17 protein-coding genes are annotated in these 23,539 nt (G+C 67.2%); 6 read left to right on the forward strand and 11 right to left on the reverse strand.

Features of this window, described 5'->3' with window-relative positions; all coding sequences use genetic code 11:
- Positions 1-11: 11 nt before the first annotated feature.
- Together ACZYZ7_RS20335 and pdxR are read right to left on the reverse strand one after the other, a co-directional pair.
- Positions 12-1,424, reverse strand: a complete 1,413-nt coding sequence (locus ACZYZ7_RS20335) for an NAD(P)H-hydrate dehydratase (protein WP_450070510.1) — start codon at positions 1,422-1,424, stop codon at positions 12-14.
- 124 nt (positions 1,425-1,548) lie between these two features.
- Positions 1,549-2,955, reverse strand: a complete 1,407-nt coding sequence (pdxR, locus tag ACZYZ7_RS20340; protein WP_450070430.1) for a MocR-like pyridoxine biosynthesis transcription factor PdxR — start codon at positions 2,953-2,955, stop codon at positions 1,549-1,551.
- Between the two features lie 57 nt (positions 2,956-3,012).
- Here pdxR and ACZYZ7_RS20345 point away from each other — a divergent pair, with 57 nt between their 5' ends.
- A complete protein-coding gene (locus ACZYZ7_RS20345) occupies positions 3,013-3,921 on the forward strand; it encodes a DMT family transporter (protein ID WP_463741633.1) in 909 nt (302 codons plus the stop codon).
- Here ACZYZ7_RS20345 and ACZYZ7_RS20350 read toward each other — a convergent pair.
- A complete protein-coding gene (locus tag ACZYZ7_RS20350) occupies positions 3,878-4,957 on the reverse strand; it encodes a zinc-dependent dehydrogenase (protein ID WP_463741634.1) in 1,080 nt (359 codons plus the stop codon). The genes ACZYZ7_RS20345 and ACZYZ7_RS20350 overlap by 44 nt on opposite strands.
- Positions 4,958-5,152: 195 nt before the next feature.
- Between ACZYZ7_RS20350 and ACZYZ7_RS20355 the strand changes: the two genes are divergently transcribed.
- The gene (locus ACZYZ7_RS20355) at positions 5,153-7,105 is read left to right on the forward strand and encodes a PTS mannitol transporter subunit IICBA (RefSeq protein WP_463741635.1); all 1,953 of its coding nucleotides are present in this window, start codon (positions 5,153-5,155) and stop codon (positions 7,103-7,105) included.
- A gap of 35 nt (positions 7,106-7,140) precedes the next feature.
- Entirely contained in the window at positions 7,141-7,899 is a 759-nt protein-coding gene (locus tag ACZYZ7_RS20360; RefSeq protein WP_463741636.1) for a DeoR/GlpR family DNA-binding transcription regulator, read from the forward strand.
- Positions 7,900-7,911: 12 nt separating this feature from the next.
- Here ACZYZ7_RS20360 and ACZYZ7_RS20365 read toward each other — a convergent pair whose 3' ends face one another.
- Together ACZYZ7_RS20365 and glmS are read right to left on the reverse strand one after the other, a co-directional pair.
- Positions 7,912-8,832, reverse strand: coding sequence for an alpha/beta fold hydrolase (locus ACZYZ7_RS20365; protein ID WP_463741637.1), 921 nt, complete (start codon positions 8,830-8,832; stop codon positions 7,912-7,914).
- On the reverse strand, positions 8,832-10,709 hold the full coding sequence (gene glmS / locus ACZYZ7_RS20370; RefSeq protein ID WP_463741638.1) for a glutamine--fructose-6-phosphate transaminase (isomerizing): 1,878 nt from the start codon (positions 10,707-10,709) through the stop codon (positions 8,832-8,834). The genes ACZYZ7_RS20365 and glmS overlap by 1 nt, the downstream gene beginning before the upstream one ends.
- A 141-nt stretch (positions 10,710-10,850) precedes the next feature.
- Between glmS and ACZYZ7_RS20375 the strand changes: the two genes are divergently transcribed.
- On the forward strand, positions 10,851-11,702 hold the full coding sequence (locus ACZYZ7_RS20375) for a dienelactone hydrolase family protein (protein ID WP_463741639.1): 852 nt from the start codon (positions 10,851-10,853) through the stop codon (positions 11,700-11,702).
- On the opposite strand, the gene ACZYZ7_RS20380 is transcribed toward ACZYZ7_RS20375, so the two are convergent.
- The 4 genes from ACZYZ7_RS20380 to gabT are packed head-to-tail and all read right to left on the reverse strand — an operon-like array spanning position 11,692 to position 16,930.
- The gene (locus ACZYZ7_RS20380) at positions 11,692-12,831 is read right to left on the reverse strand and encodes a CaiB/BaiF CoA transferase family protein (protein ID WP_463741640.1); all 1,140 of its coding nucleotides are present in this window, start codon (positions 12,829-12,831) and stop codon (positions 11,692-11,694) included. The two genes, ACZYZ7_RS20375 and ACZYZ7_RS20380, sit on opposite strands and share 11 nt — an antisense overlap.
- Positions 12,828-14,300 carry an aldehyde dehydrogenase family protein gene (locus ACZYZ7_RS20385; RefSeq protein WP_463741641.1) on the reverse strand — a complete coding sequence of 491 codons (1,473 nt, stop codon included), beginning with the start codon at positions 14,298-14,300 and terminating at the stop codon, positions 12,828-12,830. The genes ACZYZ7_RS20380 and ACZYZ7_RS20385 overlap by 4 nt, the downstream gene beginning before the upstream one ends.
- Positions 14,301-14,328: 28 nt before the next feature.
- Positions 14,329-15,543, reverse strand: a complete 1,215-nt coding sequence (locus ACZYZ7_RS20390; protein WP_463741642.1) for an acyl-CoA dehydrogenase family protein — start codon at positions 15,541-15,543, stop codon at positions 14,329-14,331.
- Between the two features lie 34 nt (positions 15,544-15,577).
- Positions 15,578-16,930, reverse strand: a complete 1,353-nt coding sequence (gabT, locus tag ACZYZ7_RS20395; protein ID WP_463741715.1) for a 4-aminobutyrate--2-oxoglutarate transaminase — start codon at positions 16,928-16,930, stop codon at positions 15,578-15,580.
- A 183-nt stretch (positions 16,931-17,113) separates the two neighbouring features.
- Here gabT and ACZYZ7_RS20400 point away from each other — a divergent pair, with 183 nt between their 5' ends.
- Positions 17,114-20,254, forward strand: coding sequence for an NAD-glutamate dehydrogenase domain-containing protein (locus ACZYZ7_RS20400; RefSeq protein WP_463741643.1), 3,141 nt, complete (start codon positions 17,114-17,116; stop codon positions 20,252-20,254).
- Between the two features lie 26 nt (positions 20,255-20,280).
- Here the strand turns inward: ACZYZ7_RS20400 and ACZYZ7_RS20405 are convergent, their stop codons facing one another.
- Complete coding sequence (locus tag ACZYZ7_RS20405) at positions 20,281-21,033, reverse strand: cache domain-containing protein (RefSeq protein WP_463741644.1); 753 nt, start codon at positions 21,031-21,033, stop codon at positions 20,281-20,283.
- A 79-nt stretch (positions 21,034-21,112) separates the two neighbouring features.
- Positions 21,113-21,865 carry a FadR/GntR family transcriptional regulator gene (locus ACZYZ7_RS20410; RefSeq protein WP_463741645.1) on the reverse strand — a complete coding sequence of 251 codons (753 nt, stop codon included), beginning with the start codon at positions 21,863-21,865 and terminating at the stop codon, positions 21,113-21,115.
- 141 nt (positions 21,866-22,006) lie between these two features.
- Between ACZYZ7_RS20410 and ACZYZ7_RS20415 the strand changes: the two genes are divergently transcribed.
- Positions 22,007-23,515, forward strand: coding sequence for an APC family permease (locus ACZYZ7_RS20415; RefSeq protein ID WP_450070444.1), 1,509 nt, complete (start codon positions 22,007-22,009; stop codon positions 23,513-23,515).
- Positions 23,516-23,539: the final 24 nt, after the last annotated feature.

Below are 23,539 nucleotides of genomic sequence, written 5' to 3' on the forward strand. Positions count from 1 at the left end.
GATCCTTTTCGTTACAGCGCCGCGATTGCGGCGCGGACATGGGCGAGGATGCGTGACGCCGACGTCGGCGCCGGGTTGGGACCGGGATCGGCCGCCGACAGGTTGGCGGCACGGGCATGGACGAAGGCTGCCGCGGCTGCGGCCTCGCCGGCGGGCAGTCCGGCGGCCAGCAGGGCGCCGATGATTCCGGACAGCACATCGCCGGATCCGGCTGTGGCGGCCCAGGATTGGCCCGCCGGGTTGAGATATGTCGTTCCCCCAGGCGAGGCGATGACGGTGACGTTGCCCTTGAGCAGCACGGTGGCGCCGAGTCGCTCGGCCAGGGCGCGGGTGGCGGCGACACGATCGGCGCCGGGTGGATCACCGGCCAACCGCTGGAATTCGCCGGCGTGCGGGGTGAGCACAGTGGGTGCGCCGCGCCCGGCGAGCGGGCCGGGATCGGCGGCCAGCAGCGTGAGAGCGTCGGCGTCGACGATCACCGGCAGGTCGGATTCGAGCGCGAACCGCAGCGCAGCCTTCGCCGTGTCATCGGTGCCCAGCCCGGGCCCGACCACCCACGCCTGGACCCGGCCGGTCTCCTGCGGGCTGGGCGCGGCGATCACCTCGGGCCAATGTGAAAGCACCTGCGGTGCAGCACTTCCCGCATAGCGGACCATACCGGAGGTCGCGGCCACCGCGGCGCCGGTGCTCAGAACGGCTGCACCGGGATAGGTCGCCGAACCGGACAGCACACCCGTCACCCCTTGGGTGTACTTGTCGTCGTGCGGGCCCGGGATCGGCCAGTGGGCCCGTACATCGGCCACCTCGAACCCGGCCAGGTCGGTCGGCGCCAGGTCCAGGCCGATGTCGATGAGTTCGACGCGGCCGCATTCCCCAAGTGCGTGTACGGGTTTGAGACCGCCGAACGTGACGGTCAGCGCGGCACGCACATGTGGGCCTTCGGCGGCTCCGGTCTGTACGTCGAGCCCGCTGGGGATGTCGACGGCGACGACGGGGGCGGTGTTGGCCTCGAATACCGCCGCGGCGTTGGGGCGCAATGGGCCGCGCCCGGAGATGCCGACTACTCCGTCGATCACCAGATCGGTTGCTGCGGCGATGCGGGAAACCACGCGGCCGCCGGCCCGCCGGAACGCCGCCAAGGCTTTCGCGTGAGTTTTGTCCGGATTGAGCAGGACGGCATCGGCGGCCGCTCCGCGACGGCGCAGGTACGTCGCCGCCCACAGGGCGTCACCGCCGTTGTCGCCGGAGCCCACCACCGCACAGATCCGCCGGCCCGCAACACCACCGGTCCGCAGCTTCAGTTCGGTGGCGATCGCCGTCGCCAGCCCATAGGCGGCACGGCTCATCAGCACACCGTCGGGCAGCGATGCCAGCAGTGGGGCCTCGGCGGCACGGATCGCATCGGCCGAGTAGTAGTACCGCATCAGCTCCCGTTCCACTCGAGATGTGTTCGACTTTGCCGCGCGCCAACAGGTTACGTGTGTTTGCTCGGGACGTCACCGAAAGTGACGCTATGGCTGCTGCCGACGCGCAGGAACGACCGTTGCGTCACTTTCGCGCGATCCGCGCGATGGTGGCTGCGGCTTCGCGTAACCGGTCCGGTGGATGCGAGGCGTACCCGAGCACCAGCCCGGGCGGTCCGGGCAGCCGCCGGTGCCAGGACACGGGATGCGCGAGGACACCGGCTGCACGCAGATCGTCGGCCAGTGCGACGTCATCGATGCCCTCGGGCAGCGTGACGAGCAGGTGCAGGCCGGCGGCGACACCGCTCACCTTCGCGGTGGGCATCGCGACCGACAACACGTCCAGCAGCGCATCGCGCCGGGCCCGGTGCCGTGCGCGCACCAGCCGGACATGCCGGTCGTACTCACCTGATTCCAGTAGCCGGGCGAGCACCAGCTGCGGCAGGGTCGGGCTGCCGAGGTCGGTGGCATGCTTGGCGGCCACCAGGTCCGGATGGCGCCGCGGGGGCGCGACCACCCAGCCCAGACGCAGCGCGGGTGCCAGGCTCTTCGAGGTGCTGCCGGCATACGCGATGCGATCGGGCGCCGACGGGTGCAAGGCCGGCACGGGTGCCCGGTCATAGCGATATTCGGCGTCGTAGTCGTCTTCGATGATCAGCTCCCCGTCCCACTCGAGCAGCTCCCGGCGCCGATGCGGGCCGAGCACCACGCCCGTCGGGAACTGATGCGCCGGGGTCAGGAAGACGGTGGGTGCGCCGGTGGCGGCCAGCTCCGTGACGACGATGCCGTCGTCGTCGACGGGGACGGGAACCGGGCGCAGACCCCAGTACTCGAGTTCGTCGACGGCTCCGCGCGAACCGGGATCTTCGACGGCGATCGTGTCGAGGCCTTCGCCATGCAACTGCTGCGCGAGCAATGCGACGGCCTGGGCGACACCCGCGACCACCAGGATGTCGTCGGGTTCGATCCGCAGCCCACGGGCCCGGCCCAGCCACGGGGCGAGCGCCGCCCGCAACCGCGGATGGCCGTGCGGATCTCCGTAGCCGAGGTCTTCCGGCGAGGTCTCGGCCAGCACCGCGCGCTCGGCGCGCAACCAGGTGCCGCGCGGGAATGCCGACAGGTCGGGCACCCCCGGCGAGAGATCGATTCCTTCGCCGACCGGCAAACGGGGCCGCGGCAGCCGTGCCACCGCCGGCGCCCCAACGCCTGCCCGGGGCGGCCGGACCGGCTGCGTGAGTACGTGGGTGCCACCGCCCGCATGCCCGCTGACCAGACCTTCGTCGGCAAGGCGCCGATAGGCCTCGACAACCACACCGCGTGACACCGCGAGTTCGCCGGCCAGCACCCGGGTCGCCGGGAACCGGGTGCCTGGGACGAGCCTCCCGTCTGCGATCGCGGTGCGCAGCGCATCCGCGAGCCAGTCGGTGAGTCCGCGGGTCGGGGCGGACGCCGGGTCGAGCTGCAGAAAGTCTGCGCCTGCAACTTGGTCCATGACAGATATCCAAACTTGGTTCTACTTGTTGGACCATATTGGCGCCAGCATGGGAGCATGTCCAGCTCCACCCGCGCCGGCCCGTCCGGCGCACTCGGCATGACGTTCGTCGGCGGCAGCGTGGCGGTCTCAGGTGCACTCGCCGATGCGCCTCTGCACACCGCGCAGGCACTGCGCTACGCCATTGCCTGCGCGCTGCTGCTCGCATGGGTCCGATTCACCGGCCAACCCCTGCGCCGCCCCCGAGGCACCGAGTGGCTCTGGCTGATGGGGGTCACCGTCACCGGCCTGGTGCTGTTCAACCTCGCCCTGGTGCGTGGATCTCAGCACGCCGAACCGGCAGTACTGGCAGTGGCAGTGGCGTGTGTACCGGTGGCACTGGCGACGATGGGGCCACTGCTGGAAGGCCACCAGCCGCGAAGGCGGGTGTTGGCCGCGGCTGTCGTGGTCAGCATCGGGGCGGTCGCCGTCGAAGGACTAGGCCGCGCCGATACCATCGGACTCCTCTGGGCCGTAGTCGTTTTCGGCTGTGAAGCCGGCTTCACACTGCTGGCGGTGCCCGTACTCGGCTCACACGGGCCTGCGGGAATATCGGTGCACACCACCTGGATGGCCGCCGCGATGTTCGGCGTGCTCGCGCTGAGCGCCGAAGAGTGGAGAGCAGCAAGCAATTTCGACACGGGCCAGATTCTGGCCATCGGTTATCTGGCCGTCTGCGTGACGGCGGTCGCCTTCATCCTCTGGTACACCTGCGTGCGGCAGCTGGGCGCCGGGCGGGCCGGCCTGCTCACGGGAGTGGCGCCGGTGGCCGCCGCCGTGATCGGGATGCCCGTCACCGGGGCGATTCCCGGCACGGCGGTTTGGGCCGGGATCGGCCTGATCGCGTGCGGGCTGGCGCTGGGCTTCAGCGAGGACCGCGCCGTCAGACCGCTGCCGTCGCAGCGGCAGGCTCGACCGTCACCTTGATGGCCTCACCGTTCTGCACGATCGAGAACGCGTCGAGCACATCGTCGAGCGGGATGTGGCGCGTGATGAGGTCCTTCACCGGCACCTGACCGGTCGAGATGTACTGCAGCGCACGCTTGTTGTGCTCCGGCGCGGAACCGTTGGCGCCGTGGATGTGTAACTGCCGGTAGTGCACCACATTCGAATCACAGGTGATGGTCGGGTTGGTCTTGGGCAGTCCACCGAAGAAAGAGATGCGCCCGTTGCGGGCCGCCATGGCGATGGCCTGCTCCTGGGTGATGTTGGCCGCGGTGGCGGTGATGACGATGTCCGCGCCGCGGCCGCCGGTCAGTTCCATCACCTTCTCGACGACGTCGACCTCCGCCGCGTTGATCACCTCATCGGGACGCACGGCGTCGGCCGAGATCTTGAGCCGGCCTTCGTTCACGTCGACGAGATAGACCGGGCCGCAGCTGTGCACACCGCGCGCGATGCGGATGTGCATACAGCCGATGGGGCCGGCGCCGAACACCACGACGGTGTCGCCTTCTTCGATACCGAGCAGATCCTGCGCGTTGATCGCGCACGCGAACGGTTCGGCCGCCGACGCCTCGTCGTAACCGACGTTGTCCGGAATCCGGTTCAGCCCATCGACTTTGAGTACCTGGTGCGGAACGATCATGTACTCGGCGAACCCACCGTCGTACTGGTAGCCCATCGATGTCTGGTTCTGGCACACAGCCATCCAGCCCTTGCGGCACTCGTGGCATTCCCCGCACGGGACCGCCGCGATCACCTGAACCCGGTCCCCCTCGGCCCAATCGGTGCCATAGGTGGAATTCACGTCGGCACCCACCTCCACGATGTCACCGGCGATCTCATGGCCGATGGTGCGCGGTGGGGTCAGGTTCTGGTGCCCGTTGTGCAGGATCTTGACGTCGGTGCCGCAGGTGGAGCAGTTGCGAACCCGGATCTTCACCTCATCTGGGCCGCATTGGGGCTCGGGCACATCCTCCAACCGGACGTCCTCGGGGGCGTAGTAACGCAGGGCTTTCATGGCGGTCCTCTCGACTCACACAGGGACTGGCGATAACCGGTTCGGTATCAGCACCCTAACTCCGATGCGGTCATAAAACCACATTTTTGTGCGCCCATTTACGCCCGATTGCTTGCACTAATGCCCACTTGTGCGGTGTACTGAGGTGCATGTGACCGGCGTCACCCAGCAGCCGGCAAGATCGGAGGTCGTCAGATGTCCACTGTCGAAGCGCCACGCACCGGAGTCCGGGTGCACGTGCAGAAGCTGGGCACCTCGCTGTCGAACATGGTGATGCCGAACATCGGCGCCTTCATCGCCTGGGGCCTGATCACGGCCCTTTTCATCGAGCAGGGCTGGCTGCAGGCCATCTTCTCCGGACTCAAGGACCCCGACGGATGGGTGGCCAGAATCGGCGGCTGGGGCAGCTACGACGGCGCCGGCATCGTCGGCCCGATGATCACCTACCTGCTCCCGGTCCTGATCGGGTACACCGGTGGCCGGATGATCCACGGCAACCGCGGCGCCGTCGTCGGGGCGATCGCCACCATGGGGGTGGTCGCCGGCGCGGATGTCCCGATGTTCATGGGCGCGATGATCATGGGGCCACTGGGCGGCTGGGCGATGAAGAAGGCCGACGCGCTCTGGGAAGGCAAGATCCGGCCCGGCTTCGAGATGCTCGTCGACAACTTCTCCGCGGGCATCCTCGGCATGCTGCTGGCCATCCTCGGCTTCTTCGGGGTGGGACCGATCGTGTCATCGTTCACCCGTGCCGCCGGAAACGCGGTGGACTTCCTGGTCAGCAACGACCTGCTGCCCCTGACCTCACTGCTCATCGAACCGGCGAAGGTGCTGTTCCTCAACAACGCCATCAACCACGGGGTACTGACACCGCTGGGCACCACCCAGGCGCTGGAGACCGGCAAGTCGATCCTGTTCCTGCTCGAGACCAATCCCGGTCCCGGGCTGGGAGTCCTGTTGGCGTTCATGGTGTTCGGCCGCGGCGTCGCCCGCGCCTCGGCGCCGGGCGCCGCGATCATCCAGTTCTTCGGCGGTATCCACGAGATCTACTTCCCGTACGTGCTGATGAAGCCCAAGCTGATCGCCGCCACCGTCCTCGGCGGCATGACCGGCGTCTTCATCAACGTGCTGTTCGGTTCCGGGTTGCGCGCGCCGGCCGCGCCCGGTTCGATCATCGCGATCTACGCGCAGACCGCCGGCGGCAGCTTCCTCGGAGTGACGTTGTCGGTGCTCGGGGCCACGGCCGTCTCGTTCGCCGTCGCCTCACTGCTGCTCAAGACCGACCGTGCCGGCGACGAACCTGATCTGGCTGCGGCGACCGCCGAGATGGAGGCACTCAAGGGCAAGAAGTCCAGCGTGGCCTCCGCCCTGGTCGGCGCACCCCGGGGTCCGGTGCGCAGCATCGTGTTCGCATGCGACGCCGGTATGGGGTCCTCGGCGATGGGAGCGTCGGTGCTGCGCAAGAAGATCCGTTCCGCAGGTTTCGGCGACATTGCCGTGACCAATCAGTCGATCGCGAACCTCACCGACACCTACGACCTGGTGGTCACTCACCGCGACCTGACCGACCGCGCCCGCCTGAAAACCGGTTCGGCCGTCCATGTCTCGGTGGAGGACTTCATGAGTTCACCCCGCTACGACGAGATCGTCGAGATGCTCGGTGACACGAACTCTGCCGGCGGCGCAGCGGTTGCCGAGGAACAGCGCGTGAGCAAAGCAGACGACGTGTTGCCCCTCGATTCGATCGTGCTGGCCGGCACCGCCACTTCGGCGGACGCCGCCATCGACGAGGCCGGTGCCCTGTTGGTCGCGGCGGATGCCGTCGAGCCGGCCTACGTGGATGCCATGCATGAGCGTGAGAAGTCGGTGTCGACCTACATGGGCAACGGTCTGGCCATCCCGCACGGCACCAACGAGGCCAAGACCGCGATCCGCCGCACGGGGATCTCGTTCGTGCGCTACCCCGAACCGATCGACTGGAACGGCAAGCCCGCTGAGTTCGTCGTCGGCATCGCGGGATTGGGCAACGACCACATGGCACTGCTGACCAAGATCGCGCACGTCTTCCTCGACAAGGACGAGGTGGCCCGGCTGCGGGCGGCGACCAGCGCCGACGACGTGCGCGCAGTGCTTTCCGACAGCAAATAACCGACGCCACACCCGGGTGCCCCAGAATGGCAAGCGTGGATTCAGATACCCGCCAGAGTCGCATCGTCGAGTTCGCGCGCAGCCGGGGCCGCGTCGATGTACTGACGCTGGCCGAGGAACTCGACGTCGCGGCCGAGACCATTCGCCGCGACCTCAAGGCGCTGGCCGGGAGACGACTGCTCAAACGTGTGCACGGCGGCGCGATCCCACTGGAGACCGCAGCGTTCGAATCCACCGTCGAATACCGCAGCCAGGTGGATCTGGCCCAGAAGCACCGCATCGCTGCCGCGGCGGCACGCCTGTTGCACGGCGCCGAAACCGTCTACCTGGATGAGGGTTTCACGCCACGGCTGATCGCCGAACAGCTCGCCGATCAAGAACTGACCGTGGTGACATCATCGCTGCTGGCCGCCGAAGCGCTGGCGCACAGCGAGACCGTCACCGTCCTGATGATCGGCGGGCGAATGCGGGGACGCACCCTGGCCACCGTCGACCAGTGGGCGGTAGAGCGACTGAGCAGCCTGGTAATCGATATCGCCTTCCTGGGCACCAACGGGATCACTGTCGAGCATGGCCTCACCACACCGGATCCTGCGGTGGCAGCGGTGAAGCAGACGGCGGTGAAGGTCGCGCAACGGTGTGTACTGGTGGCGGCGCATTCCAAGTTCGGGGAGACGAGTTTCTGCCGGTTCGCGCACGTCTCCGATATTGAGTCGATCGTCACCGGCACCGAGCTGCCCGCTGAGGAAGCACAGCGCTATGAAGCCCTGGGGCCGTCGGTGATCCGGGCCTGAGGACCCAGAGGTTCACACCTCGTCCCAGAACCGCCCCGCACGTTGTGCGATCTCGTCCGGGTATTCACCGTTGACGGCATGAGATGCATCGACCCAGAGCTCAACTTCCCCGCGCGCCAGCAGCTCTCGCGCCCGGGTGACGGCGCGCTCCGGGTCGAGCATGACACTGCGGCCCGCGATCAACGCCAGCACCGGCACGTCGAGACTCCGCAGTTGCTCATCGCTGAACAGTCTCGGCATCGGTGTGCGCAGCGTGAAATCCTTTGCCCCGGCATCGATCAGCGCGGATTCGAGCTCGGCGGCCTCCATGTCGGAGCCGCCGGCTATCCAGCTGTGCACCCGCCGGCGCCAGCTCTCCGGAACACCCGGCGCGAAGAGTGCCACCGAGGCGAGCATCGCCTTGGCCGGAATGCCGGTGAAGGTGAACACCGGATCGAGCAGCGTCAGCGACGCGATCCGCCGAGGCCGGTGCACTGCAGAGTTCGCGGCCGTCCAGCCGCCTATCGACACCCCGAGCAGATGCGCCAGATCCAGCCCGAGACCCGCCAGCGCCTCATCGAGCCACTGCGCCTGATCGGCGGCGCCACGAATCGCCTTGTGCTGCACCGAGAGGCCTGCCTCGCCCAACAGGTCGATGCCATACACCGTGCGCCGTTGCAGCAACGGCCCGAGGTTGGCCTGGTACATCGGCGTCGACGCGTTGCGGCCCGGCAGCAGCACCACCGGCGCACCTGAGTCCGGCCCCGCGAACCGGTAGGCCCGTACCGTTCCGAACGAGGTTGGCACGTCGAACAATTCGAACGGCGGCAGGGCCGCCATCCCGGCCCGGTAGGTGCCCAGGAAGTGCTTGAACGCCGCGTCGGAGACGAAGGCACCCAACCCGTCCCGGGCCCAGCGTCGGGCGACGTTGACCTTGGGAACCCGCAGATCCACTACTCGACGGTGACCGACTTGGCCAGGTTACGGGGCTTGTCGACGTCGTACCCACGTGCCCGGGCCACCCCGGCCGCGAACACCTGCAGTGGGATGGTCGACAGCAACGGCTGGAAAAGCGTTGACACCGCCGGGATCTCGATCAGGTGGTCGGCGTACGGCCGCACCGTGTCGTCACCCTCCTCGGCGATCACGATGGTCACCGCGCCGCGGGCCTGGATCTCGCGGATGTTGGACAGCAGCTTGGCGTGCAGCATCTGCGCGTTCTTGGGTGACGGCATCACCACGATCACCGGCAGGTCCTCGTCGATCAGCGCGATCGGACCGTGCTTGAGCTCACCGGCGGCGAAGCCCTCGGCGTGCATGTAGGCCAGCTCCTTGAGCTTGAGCGCACCCTCCAGCGCCACCGGGTAGCCCACGTGCCGGCCCAGGAACAACACCGTGGGCGACTTCGCGAACCGCTGCGCCAACTGCCCCACCGGCTCGATGCCGGCCAGCACCCGGCTGACCATTTCCGGCATGGCCTCCAGCTCGTGGTACTCGCGCTCGACCTCATCGGGGTACTTGGTCCCGCGGGCCTGCGCCAGGGCCAGCCCCACCAGGTAGTTCGCTGCGATCTGGGCCAGGAACGTCTTGGTGGCGGCCACGCCGATCTCCGGCCCGGCCCGGGTGTAGAGCACCGCGTCGGCCTCGCGCGGGATCTGGCTGCCGTTGGTGTTGCAGATCGCCAGCACCTTGGCCTTCTGCGTCTTGGCGTGCCGCACCGCCTCCAGCGTGTCGGCGGTCTCGCCGGACTGCGAGATGGCGATCACCAACGTGCTGCGGTCCAGCACCGGGTCGCGGTACCGGAACTCGCTGGCGAGCTCGACCTCGACCGGCAGCCGGGTCCAGTGCTCGATGGCGTACTTGGCCAGCAGGCCGGAGTGGTACGCGGTGCCGCACGCGACGATGAAGACCTTGTCGATCTCGCGCAGTTCCTGATCGGAGAGGCGCTGCTCGTCGAGCACGATGCGACCGTCGACGAAATGCCCCAGCAGGGTGTCGGCGACCGCGGCGGGTTGCTCGGCGATCTCCTTGAGCATGAAGTAGTCGTAGCCACCCTTTTCGGCGGCGTCGAGATCCCAGTCGATGTGGAATTCGCGGTAGTCCCGGCCGGCCTGCAGATCGTCCCGGCCGAAGAAGTCGGTGATCCGGTAGCCGTCGGCGGTCAGCACCACGGCCTGGTCCTGGCCGAGCTCCACAGCTTGTCGGGTGTGCTCGATGAACGCCGCCACGTCGGAGCCGACGAACATCTCGCCCTCACCGACGCCGACGACGAGCGGGGTGGACCGGCGAGCGGCCACGATCGTGCCCGGATCGTCGGCGCTGGCGAACACCAGGGTGAAGTGGCCTTCCAGGCGCTGCAGCACGGCCAGCACGGAGGCCGGGAAATCTCCGGCGGTGTCGCCGTTCGCGTACTGCCGGGCCACCAGATGCACGGCCACCTCGGAGTCGGTGTCGCTGGCGAACTCGACCCCGTCGGCTTCCAGCTCGGCGCGCAGGCCGGCGAAGTTCTCGATGATGCCGTTGTGGACGACGGCGATCTTGCCTGCCGCGTCGCGGTGCGGGTGCGCGTTGCGGTCGGTAGGCCGCCCGTGGGTGGCCCACCGGGTGTGACCGAGTCCGGTCGTGCCGGTCAGCACGCCATCATCGGTCTCGGCGAGGGTGGACTCCAGGTTGGCCAGCCGGCCGGCGCGGCGACGCACCGTCAACCCGCCGTTGCCGTCGATCAGCGCGATTCCCGCGGAGTCGTAACCCCGGTATTCCATCCGGCGCAGCGCGTCGACCACGATGCCGAGGGCCGGGCGCGCCCCGACGTAGCCGACGATTCCACACATAAGGTCCCAGGGTAGTGCAGACGGAGCCGTGGCCCGATTCTGCGCGACGGCGTTTGACGCATATCACCGCGAAAGCACGGGCGCGCCTCAGGCTCAATTGGCGCGCTCACGCGCCGCGGCGCCCTGCGCTACGGTCAACGCGTGGCCAGCACAAAGAAGCTCTTCGCAGGGTTGACCCGCCGCGGACCGCATCGGGTTCTGCGCGGTGACCTGGCGTTCGCCGGCATGCCGGGCGTGGTGTACACGCCGGAGTCCGGCCTGAATCTGCCCGGTGTGGTGTTCGGCCACGAATGGATGACTCAGGCGGACAACTACACGCGCACGTTGGAGCACCTGGCCTCCTGGGGCATCGTGGCGGCGGCACCCAACACCGAGACGGGGTTGGCTCCGTCGGTGCTCAATTTCGCCTTCGACCTGGGCGCGGCCCTCGAAATCATCACCGGGGTGCGGCTGGGGACGGGCAAGATCAGCGTGCACCCGGGCAAGCGCGGTGTGGTCGGGCACGGTTTCGGCGGGTCGGCCGCCGTGTTCGCCGCCGCGGGCATGGGAGGCGACCCGCACCGCCCGAAGGCCGTGGTGTCGCTGTTCCCGACGGTGACCAAGCCGCCGGCCGAGCAACCGGCGTCGACGCTGAAGGTGCCCGGCCTGGTCCTGACCGCCCCCGGCGACCCGATGACGCTGCGCTCGAACGCCGTGGAGCTGGCGCGGGCCTGGGAGGGCGCGACGCTGCGGACAGTGAGCAAGGCGCAGGCCGGTGGCCTGGTCGAGGGTCGTCGACTGGCCCGGTTCATCGGGCTGCCCGGCGCCGACCGGGACACCCAGAAGATCGTTCGCGGCCTGCTCACCGGGTATCTGCTGGCCACGTTGGCCGGCGACAAGACCTACCGCGACTTCGCGGATCCCGAGGGCCACCTGCCGCACACGGAACCGGCCGACCCGAACGCCGATCCGGTCGCCCTTGAGGACAAGGTCGTCGCGCTGCTCAAGCCGTGATGCCGGCGGGGTCGCCGAGCAGGTCCTCTCCCAGTCGGGGCGGTGCACTGCGGTATTGCACCGGCGTCGCCGACAGCGACACGGGGTTGGCGACCTGAGGGGCGCTGCTCCCGGGAACCGGGACGGTCACGGCCAAGCCCAGCTTCTCGGCGAAGGTGAACGCCTCGGCCATGTCGTTGATGGGCCCGGCGGGCACCCCCACAGCAGTGAGGACGCCGTACCAGTGATCGGCGCCGTGATTGCTGAATTCGGCCTCCAACAGAGCACACAGCTCATCTCGGTGACGCACGCGTAGCGCGTTCGAGGTGAATCGTTCGTCGTCGGCGAGCGCGTCGAGCCCGAGGGCCGTGACCAATAGCCGGAACTGCTTGTCGTTGCCGACTGCCAGCGCGATGGGCCGATCCGCGGTGTTGAAGGTTTGATAGGGCGCGATGCTCGGGTGGCGATTTCCCATGATCGTCGGGACGCTGCCGGCGCCCAGGAATCCCGAGGCCTGGTTGACCATGGAGGACAACAGCACTGACAGCAGGTTGGTGTCGACGCGTTGCCCCTGCCCGGTGCGGTCGCGGTGGGCCAGTGCCACCAGGATGCCCGTGATGGCATGCAGGCCGGCCAGTACGTCGACCAGTGCCACGCCGGCCTTGGTCGGATCGCCCGGTTCGGTTCCCGTGACGCTCATCAACCCGCCGACCGCCTGCACCAGCAGGTCATAGCCCGGCAACTCGGCGCCGCCGTCACGGCCGAATCCGGTGATGGCGCAGTAGATCAGGTCCGGTTTGATCTCGCGGAGGGTGTCATAGCCGAGACCGAGTTTGTCCATGGTTCCGGGCCGGAAATTCTCGACGACGATGTCGGCGCGGCTGACCAACTCGCGGGCACGGGCGACGTCGTCGGGATCGGTGAGATCGAGCACCAGAGAACGCTTGTTGCGGTTGACGGCATTGAAGTAGGTGGCGACGCCGTCGGCATCGTAAGGCGGTCCCCACTCGCGGGTGTCGTCCCCGACGCCGGGCCGCTCAATTTTGATGACGTCCGCACCGAAGTCGCCGAGCATCATGGTCGCGTACGGGCCGGCGAGTACGCGACTGAAGTCGACGACGGCGATTCCGTCGAGCGCACCGGCGATCATGAGCGCGGCGCTCCGCCGCGCAGGTACACCGTTGTGGTGTGGGTGAAGAATTCCCGGGCCGCGCCGCCCTGCTCTTTGGGGCCCAGTCCGCTCTTCTTGGCACCACCGAACGGCACGTGCGGATCAGCCCCGGCCGATTCGGAGTTGACGTGCAGGACCCCGACGTCGACGTGTTCGACCGCCTGCAGCGCCCGGGTCAGGTCCTGGGTGAAAACGGCTGCCGAGAGGCCGAATTCGCTGTCATTGGCGAGCGCGAACGCTTCCTCGGCGTCGTCGGCGCGGCGCACCGCGAGAACTGGGCCGAACAACTCATCGGTCCACAGGTCGGCAGGCTGGTCGCCGAGTTCGATGATGGTCGGTGCGATGAAGTAGCCGCGAGCCCGCATTTCGTCGGCATAGGCCCGCCCGCCGGCCAGGACTGTCGCTCCCTGGGTCCGCGCGGTTTCGATACCGGTCGTGATCGTCTTGTACGCCGACTCGCTGACGACCGGCCCCATCTGGGTGGCCTCATCAACCGGGTCGCCCACGACGAGTGCCCCGGCACGGTCAGCGAGCATGTCCAGGAAGCGGTCGGCGATCTTCTCAGTGAGGATCAATCGGGATGTGGCCGTGCACTTTTGACCGGTCGAACGGAACGCACCCAGCATCACCTGCTCGACCGCCAGGTCCAGATCTGCATCGTCGAGCACTACGGCGGCGTTCTTACCGCCCATCTCGGCTTGTGCCGGCACCCCGCGGGCGGCAGCCATGCTCGCGATACGCCGCCCGATGCCGGTCGATCCGGTGAAAGTGACAGCATCGACGTCGGGATGGTTGACGATCCCGTCGCCGATGGCCGAGCCGCCGATGAGCAAATTGAGCACACCCGCCGGCAGACCTGCGGTGTCGAGCGCACTTGCCAGGTGCATCGCGAGCAGCGGCACGGTGCTGGCGGGCTTCCACACCACGGTGTTGCCGTAGATCAGCGCGGGCGCGATCTTCCACGCCGGGATGGCAATTGGGAAGTTGAACGGGGTGATGACCCCGACGACGCCAACCGGCTTGCGGGTGACCAGGATCTGTTCACCGGCACGCGGGGACGCATAGATCTCGCCGGCCTGACGATCCCCCTCGTTGCCGTAGTAGCGGAGAATCTGGGCAGCACGGCGCACTTCACCGACGCCTTCGGCCAGCGTCTTGCCTTCTTCTATCGACAGGTCGCGCCCCCACTCGCCGGCGTTGTCGTCGAGGATCTCGGCCGCGGCCAGCAGCACGCCACCGCGCGCGGCCATCGGGGTGGCCGCCCACGCGCGAACCGAGTCGCCGGCCGCGGCCACCGCCGACTCGAGATGGTCCGCGCTCGCGGCGCCACCTTCGGCGACGACCGACTCTGGCCGCGAAGGATCGACACTACGGACCCCGTCGCCCTCGCCGGCAATCCATTGCCCGGCAACGAGGTGCTGCAGTCGTGCAGGTGTGTGCGTGGTCATCCGATTGCTCCAATCAGGTTGCGGCGGTTCAGCGGAATGCGGCCTGGCCGGTCAGCGCCTTGCCGATGGACAGCAGGTGCATTTCGGAGGTGCCTTCGTAGGTGAGGACCGATTCGAGGTTGTTGGCGTGGCGCAACGGTGAGTATTCGAGGGTGATTCCGCTGCCGCCCAACAGGGTCCGGCATTCCCGGGCGATGGCCAGTGCTTCGCGGACGTTGTTGAGCTTGCCCAGGCTGATCTGCTCGGGACGAACGCCCTCGGCGTCCTTGATGCGGCCCAGCTGGATCGCCAGCAGCATTCCCTTGCCGAGCTCGACGGTCATGTTGGCCAGCTTCTCCTGGGTGAGCTGATAGCCGGTCAGCGGCTTGTCGAACACCTCGCGTGAGCCCGCGTAGTCGATAGCGGTCTCCAGGCTGTCGCGGGCCGCACCGAGCGAGCCGAACACGATGCCGAACCGGGCCTCGTTGAGGCAGGACAGCGGAGCCGACAGCCCCTGGGCCAGCGGCAGTTGCGCCGAGGCCGGCAGCCGCACATTGTCGAGCACCAGCTCGGAGGTCACCGAGGCGCGCAGGGAGAGCTTGCGATGAATCTCGTTGGCGGTGAATCCCGGGGTGTCGGTGGGCACCAGGAACCCGCGGATGCCGTCATCGGTCTGCGCCCACACCGTGGCCACGTCGGCGAGGTTGCCGTTGGTGATCCACATCTTGGTGCCGTTGAGCACCCAGTCGGCGTTTTCTCCGGCGCCGTCACGGCGTGCCCGGGTGCGCATGCCCGCGGGGTTGGAACCGAAGTCGGGCTCGGTCAGGCCGAAGCAGCCGATCGCCTCACCGGCGGCCAGCCGGGGCAGCCATTCGTTCTTCTGTTCCTCCGATCCATAGCGGTAGATCGAGAACATCGACAACGAGCCCTGCACCGAGACGAAACTGCGGAACCCGCTGTCACCGGCCTCCAGCTCCATACACGCCAGGCCGTAGCTGACCGCGTTGGTGCCCGCGCAGCCGTAACCCTGCAGATGCATGCCCAGCACGCCGAGCTTGCCGAACTCCTTGGCCAGCTCGCGGGGCAGGGTGGCCGATTCGAACCACTGCCCGACGTCGGGCCGCAGCCGGGTATCGACAAACTTGCGCACCGTCGCAGCGATCTCGCGCTCGTCGTCATCGAGCAGCCGGTCGGTGTCGAACAACTCCAGCGGCCGGTAGGTGGACTTCTTGGCAGCCGGAGCGGCGGTGGCGGTCAGCGTCATGAGGGAACTCCTAGGCGAGATTCGGTGGGTGAGGTTAAAGCGCGGCAAAGGCGTCGCGTACGACCCCCATTGCCTCGATGAGCAGGTCATCGGAGATCGACAGTGGCGGCAGGAAGCGCAGTACATTGCCGAACGTTCCGGCGGTCAGCGTGAGCACGCCGTTGTCCAGGCAGTGGCGGCTGACCGCGGCCACGGCATCGCGATTGGGGGTGCGGGTGCCGGAAACGACGAGTTCGGCGGCGATCATGGCGCCGCGGCCGCGGATGTCGCCGAGAACGTCTGTCGTGCCCGCGATTCCGCGCAGTTCGCGCACCAGAATGTCGCCGATGGCTTGCGCGCGGTCGAGCAATCGATGGTCCTCGATCTCGTCAAAGACGCCCAGGGCGGCTGCGCAGGCCACCGGATTGCCGCTGTAAGTGCCTCCGATCCCGCCGGGATGCGCGGCGTCCATGACGTCGGCGCGCCCGGTTACCGCCGCCAGCGGCATGCCACCGGCCAGGCCTTTGGCGGTGACGATCATGTCGGGCACCAAACCGTCATGCTCACTGGCGAACCACGTTCCGGTGCGGGCGATTCCGGTCTGCACCTCGTCGGCGACCAACAAGATGCCGCGGTCGCGGCAGAAGTCGGCCACCGCGGGCAGGAACCCCTCGGCGGGAACGATGAATCCACCTTCGCCCTGGATGGGTTCCACCACGACGCAGGCCACCGCATCGGCGCCGATCTGGGCGTCGATCAGTTGGGCGAACTGGCCGAACGCCTCGGCGGCGCAATTGTCCGGACCGGACGGCCAGCGGTACGGGTAGGCCATCGGCGCGCGATACACCTCGGGGGCGAACGGCCCGAAGCTGTGCTTGTAGGGCTGGTTCTTCGCGGTCATGGTCATCGTCAGCAGCGAACGGCCATGGAAGGCGTGGTCGAACACCACGACCGCCGACCTGCCCGTGGCGGCGCGCGCGTACTTGACGGCGTTCTCCACCGCTTCGCTGCCCGTGTTGAACAGTGCGGTGCGCTTCTCGTGCGCTCCGGGGGCGAGTTGGTTGAGCCTTTCGGCGACCTCGATGTACGGCTCATACGGGGTGGCCAGGAAACAGGTGTGGGTATAGCGGGCCAGCTGATCGGCGGCGCGCGCGACGACAGCCGGCGCGGCGTTGCCCACGGTGGTGACGGCAATGCCGCTGCCCATGTCGATGAACGAGTTGCCGTCAACGTCGACGATCACCCCGCCGCCGGCGCCGGCCGCGTAGATCGGCGCGCTGCTGGCCAGTCCCGCGGGCAGGGCGCCGGCGCGGCGCGCAGCCAGTTCGCGGGAGCGCGGCCCGGGCACCTCAGTAACCAGTCGGCGTTCCTGGCGCAGTTCCGGACCGCCGACCACCGTGTCGAGCATCGTCATCTCGCTCGTTCCTTCCGTCGATGTGGGCGTCAGCCTATGAATCACCTCGCGCGAGCACCCATCGCCGGCTTGGACAAATTCATGCGGCTGGTTGTCCATATTGGAGATTCCAGATCGCCGGCGGGGTCCTCGACACTGTGAGCCTCGAATAGCGGGACGCCGAATGGAGAGACTGTGATGGGTTGTGACGTCGCCACCGCCGGGCGACTTGATACCGACGCGATCGCCGATGCGCTCAACCGGATGCAGTCGTCGGGCATGCCGCCGCGCGAACAGATGCTCTTCGTCGACTCTGGCGTGGCAGAGACAACCCGCGCGGTGGTGGCCTGGGCGGACCCGGCGCCGTTGCTGACCGAGGCCTGCGCACTGTTCGAGCATTTCGGTCTGCAGGTAGCGGCTCAGCATTCAGTCGGTGCCCCCGGTTATCCGTTGACTGTGTCGGTGTTCGATTTCGTTGCCCCGGACAAGTGGCGCGCCAGTACCGAGAACAAGGTGGCCGACGCGTTCGCTGCCCGCAGCGCCCATGGTTTCCCGATCGATGACTATGCGCGCCTGGTCATTTCGGCGGGCATCACGTGGCGCGAGGTCGTCCTGGTGCGCTCGGCCAGCCGGTTCATGCGCCAAGCAGGGCTGGCCATGTCGGACAGCTACGTCCTCGACACCTTGACGGATCACACCGACTTCGTTGCGACCCTGGTCGACCTGTTCGCGGCACGGTTCGACCCGCAGTTGTGCGATCGGGAATCGCAGGTGGCCGACGTGCAGCGTCGCTTGGAAAGCCTGATCGAGGCGACCACGTCGGTGGACGAGGACCGGATTCTGCGGGCATTCGCCTCGTTCGTGTCAGCGACGTTGCGCACCAACTGGTTTCAGCGTGGCCCCGATAGCCTGCCCAAACGCTACGCCTCGTTTCTGATCGACTCCTCGATGCTCCATCCGCGCGGACCAATCGTTCCGTTCCGAGAGATCTTCGTCGACAGCGAGGACGTCGAAGGGATCCACGCCCGCAGTGGACCGGTCGCGCGTGGAGGGCTTCGACTCTCTGACAGACCTGAGGACTACCGCACCGAAGTCCTCGGGCTGATGAAGACCCAGACCGTGAAAAATTCACCGATCGTGCCGGTCGGCGCCAAGGGCGCATTCGTGCGCAAGAACCCGATGGTCAGCGCCGAACAGTGCTACCGCACCTTCGTCGCCGGCCTGCTCGACCTCACCGACAACCTCCTCGGGGATCGTGTCTGCCCGCCCGAACACACCGTCACCTACGGCGGAAACGACACCTACCTGGTGGTGGCTGCCGACAAGGGCACCGCCCGATTCTCTGATGTCGCCAACGAGCTGGCGGTAAACCGCGGATTCTGGTTGGGAGACGCGTTCGCATCTGGTGGTTCTACGGGATACGACCACAAGAAGATGGGCATCACCGCCCGCGGAGCATGGGTGTCGGTCCGCGCGCACTTCGCCGACCTCGGCCGCGATGCCAACGTCGATCCCATCACCGTCGTAGGTATCGGCGACATGTCAGGTGACGTCTTCGGCAACGGAATGCTGTTGTCGCCCAACCTCAAACTGGTGGCGGCCTTCGATCACCGCCACATCTTCATCGACCCGGATCCCGACCCACGGGCCGGCTACGCCGAGCGAACACGATTGGCCGCGATGCCAGTGAGCAGCTGGGACGACTACGACCGCACCGCCCTGTCCCCGGGCGGTGGGGTCTGGTCGCGCAACGCCAAACGAATCGATCTGCCCGCGTCGGCCCGCGCGGTACTCGACATCACTGCCGAAACCGTCGCCCCCAACGAAGTCATCCGGGCCATCCTCACCGCCGATGCGGATCTGCTGTGGAACGGCGGCATCGGCACGTACGTGAAGTCCGCGCGCGAAAACAACACCGATGCAGCAGATCCGGCGAACGACGCCATCCGTATCAATGCCGACCAGCTGCGGGTGACCGTGATCGGCGAGGGCGGAAACCTCGGGCTGACGCAACGTGCCCGCATTGAATACGCTTTGGCCGGGGGCCGCATCAACGCCGATTTCATCGACAACGCCGCGGGAGTGGCCTCCTCCGACCGCGAGGTCAACCTCAAGGTCGCACTGCAGTCGGCCCTACGCTCGGAGCGCATCAGCGCTGCCGCGCGCGACGAGTTGTTGGCCGACTGCCAGGACGAGGTCGCCGCCGCGGTCCTCAGCGGCTGCGAGAACCAGGTTCTGGCCATCAGTCTGGCCGAAGCGCAGGCAGCTCAGCTGCTCAACCGCCACGAACGCCTGATCGAGAATCTCGAGCAGGTCTCCGGTATCAGCCGTACCGCCGAAATGCTGCCCACCAGAGCCGAACTCGTCTCACGTACTCGCGCGGGCCGTGGATTGACGCGTCCGGAGATCGCGGTGCTGCTGGCTCATTCCAAGAATGTCGTGCGCGACGAACTGCTGGACTCCGCGGTACCCGACGACCCGATCTTCTCCACCGCCTTGCGCGACTACTTCCCCACACCGTTCCGCATCAACCTCGACTCCGACATCGCTTGCCATCGGCTTGCCCGGGAGATCGTGGCCACCCAGATCGCCGACGACCTGATCAACCACGTCGGTCCCGGCCTGATCTATCAACTCGACGAACGCCTCGGGGTACCTACACCGACGGTTGCAGCGGCCTACACCGTGGTGCGGCATCTCTTCCGGGTCGATGAGATGTGGCGCGAGGCGCTGGAACAGACCGCCGGTGGCGCCGGGCAGCGCACGATTGCACTTCACTCGGTGCAGCACTTCATCGAGCACACCGCGGGACGCTTGCTGCGCCGCCACAGAGGGAACCTCGACATCGGCACCACCATCGAGGACTACCGGCGACATGTCGACACCCTGCACCACCACCGCCATGACTTCGACGACCGTTGGCCGCGACTGCGCCCGGACTCATTCGACCTCAGCCGCACAGCCACCAGAATGGGCGTAGATATCACTGTGGTGGCTGGTGTGTTCCTGGCGATCGATGACCAACTCGACCTGGACTGGATCGAACGCGGACTGCAGGCCCACACCACATCGACCTGGTGGGATGCCATGGGCGCCAGCGCCATACGCGACCAGTTCGCCGATACCCATCACGAGCTGACGGCCACGGTTCTGAGTCTGGCCGCCGACCCCGAGGAAGCACTGCGCGTGTGGCGTCACGGCGCGGCGACAGCGCTGGCGCGGTTCGACCAGATGCGCGCCGAACTGGGCCGCGACAGCGTCATCGACGTTGCCCGAGGGGCGGCCGTACTCGCCGAACTCGCGCTACTCCTTCGCCATACGGACTGCCTGGTCCACTGAGCCGGCACAACCGATCAGCCGGCCAGTTATTGGTGGCCGCTCAGCGACACCAACGACCATGGCGTCGCCGAAACCGGCAGCGCCGTGGCAGAACTCGGGTTCTCCAGCTTCGATCCAGCGACGTGCTCGGCGTCGTTGGCGACGATCACCCGGCCCTCCGAGTTGGTGAGCGCCAGCGGCGTGCGGTGCGCCGCGAATGTCGGCAACAGGGCGGCATCCAGCCGAGCTACCGGCACATCGGCCCCCGCGACGCCGATGAACTCCCCTCGCCCAGCGGTCACCGGGACGGCAAACGTACAAACGTAGAGATCGACGCCGGTGTAGTCGAGATACGGCCCGTACACCCACCGGGTGCCGCGATCGCGGGGCACGGAATACCACTCCATCGTGGAGTAGTCGTAGAAGTACTCGCTGCCCGGATTGAGATCCAGTTCGAGGCGTTGTGCCTCTCCACCGGTTTTGGGATTTGGCTGCCACCACTCGAGGTACCGAGGGACGTCGGCCAACGCGCTGTCTGCGACGACGAATCCGACCCCATTCACCAAATGTGCTTGCCGATGCAATTCGGCGATCACCGGGTCGCGGAGCGCCGCGAGGTCAGTCGAGGTCGGCCTGGCACCCGAGTCTTCGATGCGGTCCCACAGTGCACGGGTTGCGACTGCGACCGTGCTCAGCGAGGCGAAGATGTCCTCGACGAGTGAGGTCACCGCCGCGGACACCAACTCGAGCGCCGCATCGCCGTTCTCGGCGCGAAACGACCTGTCCGTTCCGTTCGCCATCATCTCGAATGCCCTTCCGTCTGTATCGGCGTCAGCCTCGGCACCGGCGCCCGGCAGGATGCCGGATCGATCTGCGGACTCATGCTCTGGCGAGCTCCATCCGCAGGCCGATGAGCCGTCGGATGGTCAGCGCGCCGTACTCCTCTGCCAATGATCGCGCGGCGGCCTCATCCCCGGCCTCGATCGCGTCGACGAGACGGTGATGCGTGGCCGCCTCAACCGCGGGGTCCAACCCCAGCCGCGGCAACCAGACCATCGCCGCCAGCTCAGCCTGAATGTTCACCTCCGCGCGGGTGAGGCGAGCGGACTGCGAACACACCGCGATCTCGATCTGGAAGCGACTGTCGGCACGACGGCTGGAGATCGCGTCCTCGCTGTTCGCCAGGCGATCGGCCAGCGTCCGAAGGCGGGCGATATCGGCTGCGACGGCACGGCGCGTCGCGAGAACCGCAGTGGCACCGGCGACCGCGAAGTGCTCGTCCCCGAGATCACGCAACCCCTCGACGGTCAGCTCCTGCAGCAGTGCCAATGATCGAGTGTGCACGTCTTCAGCTGAGGCACGCACGAAGCTTCCGCCGCCGCGACCTCGCTTCGTCACAACCAGCCCCTGCTCCCGCAAGATGGCCAGCGCTTCCCGCAAAGTCATGGTCGATACGCCCAGTTGGGTGGCCAGATCGATCTCGCTCGGAAGTTGTTCTCCGTCCGAGATCACCCCGAGGCCGATCGCGGCAGAGATCCGCGCCACCACGGCATCCGTGCGTGGGCCGCCGCCCGCCAGCGGCGACAACACAGCCCCCACCGCGGTCAGGCCGCGCAACTGTTCGACCGCCACTGTTCCTCCTGCCAGGGCAATTTCGACGATAGTACGCGATAAGTCTTGAACTATGAACTATGGTCCTTTATGTTTTAATTCTATGGCTTGCCTCACAGCCCGCCCCTGAACATGGCCCCTGACACAGAAAGCCGGCCGCCTATGTCGACATCTCCCGACCCGCACGACGAGGACCACGCGCAACTCGCCGCGCTCGGCTTCCAGTCCGAGTTCAAGCGAGACATGAGCCTTTGGGCCAACTTCTCGCTCGGCTTCACCTATCTCTCGCCGGTCGTCGGCATCTACACCGTCTTCGCATTCGCGCTCGCCGCGGCCGGCCCGCCGATGATCTGGAGTCTGTTGATCGCCGGCGTCGGCCAGCTGCTGGTCGCGCTGGTGTTCAGCGAGATCGTCGCCCAATTCCCGGTCGCCGGCGGCGTGTACCCGTGGGCCCGCAGACTGTGGGGCCGCAAATGGGCATGGATGACCGGGTGGGTGTACATCTTCGCGCTGCTGGCCACCATCGCCGGCGTGGCCTACGGCGCCGGCCCGTTCGTGGCGACCGTTTTCGGTTTCACCTCAACGGTTTACACCACCGTCGTATGCGCACTGATCGTGCTGCTGCTGGCCACCGTCATCAATCTCACCGGCACCAAGATGCTGAGCTACTTCGCGATCTTCGGCTTCACCGCCGAGCTGATCGGCGCGCTGATCGTCGGCGGGTGGCTGTTGCTCACGCAACGCCACCACGGGTTGGGCGTGCTGTTCGACAGCTTCGGAGCACAGGGCGAGCACAGCTTCCTCTACGCGTTTCTCGCGGCCAGCCTGATCGGCGTCTTCCAGTACTACGGATTCGAGGCCTGCGGTGACGTCGCCGAGGAGGTCCGCAACCCCGGAGTGCAGATCCCGAAGTCGATGCGACGAACGATCTACATCGGCGGCGCCGCAGCCACTTTCGTCTGCCTCAGCCTGGTTCTGTCGGTCGTGGACATCGGCGCCGTGATCCGCGGCGAGGACGTCGATCCGATCTCGACCGTGCTGGCCACGGCCTTCGGCCCGGTCGGATCCAAGATCGTGCTCTGCATCGTGCTGATTTCGTTCGTGTCCTGCGCCCTGAGCCTGCAGGCCGCAGCCAGCCGACTGCTCTACTCGTACGGCCGTGACGGCATGATCGTCGGCTCCAAGCTGTGGGCCCGGTTCGACAAGAAACGCCACGTGCCCCCGTATGCGTTGCTCGCCGCGGCGGTCGTCCCCGCTGCACTCATCATCGGATCGATCGTCTCCACCGACGCGCTGACCAAGCTCATCAGCTTCGGTTCGGTCGGCATCTACATCGCTTTCCAGATGGTCGTGTTCGCCGCCTTGCGGGCACGCATCAAAGGATGGAACCCGAGTGGGAAGTACCGCCTCGGCCGATGGGGAATGCTGGTCAACGTTGGCGCCCTGGTCTACGGAGTGGCAGCCATCATCAACATCTGTTGGCCCCGGACGCCCGAAGCGCCTTGGTACGACAACTACATCGTGTTGCTGATGTCAGGCATCGTCATCGGGCTGGGTCTGCTCTACATGGCCATCGTCCGCTCCCATTCCAACGGCAACACGCCGCACGCCGATGCGATCCCGGGGCCGGCTACCTCACCGGATAAACCCGTTGTGGCGCAGCCTGTTTAGCCGACCAGCCAGATTACGATCTCC

The organism is Mycobacterium sp. IDUB_17, from assembly GCF_055419465.1.

Coding starts and splice junctions, on each gene's coding strand:
- ACZYZ7_RS20335 (WP_450070510.1), bottom strand. CDS start 1,424: ATGCGGTACTACTACTCGGCCGATGCGATCCGTGCCGCCGAGGCCCCA.
- pdxR (WP_450070430.1), bottom strand. CDS start 2,955: ATGGACCAAGTTGCAGGCGCAGACTTTCTGCAGCTCGACCCGGCGTCC.
- ACZYZ7_RS20345 (WP_463741633.1), top strand. CDS start 3,013: ATGTCCAGCTCCACCCGCGCCGGCCCGTCCGGCGCACTCGGCATGACG.
- ACZYZ7_RS20350 (WP_463741634.1), bottom strand. CDS start 4,957: ATGAAAGCCCTGCGTTACTACGCCCCCGAGGACGTCCGGTTGGAGGAT.
- ACZYZ7_RS20355 (WP_463741635.1), top strand. CDS start 5,153: ATGTCCACTGTCGAAGCGCCACGCACCGGAGTCCGGGTGCACGTGCAG.
- glmS (WP_463741638.1), bottom strand. CDS start 10,709: ATGTGTGGAATCGTCGGCTACGTCGGGGCGCGCCCGGCCCTCGGCATC.
- ACZYZ7_RS20380 (WP_463741640.1), bottom strand. CDS start 12,831: ATGATCGCCGGTGCGCTCGACGGAATCGCCGTCGTCGACTTCAGTCGC.
- ACZYZ7_RS20385 (WP_463741641.1), bottom strand. CDS start 14,300: ATGACCACGCACACACCTGCACGACTGCAGCACCTCGTTGCCGGGCAA.
- ACZYZ7_RS20390 (WP_463741642.1), bottom strand. CDS start 15,543: ATGACGCTGACCGCCACCGCCGCTCCGGCTGCCAAGAAGTCCACCTAC.
- gabT (WP_463741715.1), bottom strand. CDS start 16,930: ATGCTCGACACGGTGGTCGGCGGTCCGGAACTGCGCCAGGAACGCCGA.
- ACZYZ7_RS20400 (WP_463741643.1), top strand. CDS start 17,114: ATGGGTTGTGACGTCGCCACCGCCGGGCGACTTGATACCGACGCGATC.
- ACZYZ7_RS20405 (WP_463741644.1), bottom strand. CDS start 21,033: ATGGCGAACGGAACGGACAGGTCGTTTCGCGCCGAGAACGGCGATGCG.
- ACZYZ7_RS20415 (WP_450070444.1), top strand. CDS start 22,007: ATGTCGACATCTCCCGACCCGCACGACGAGGACCACGCGCAACTCGCC.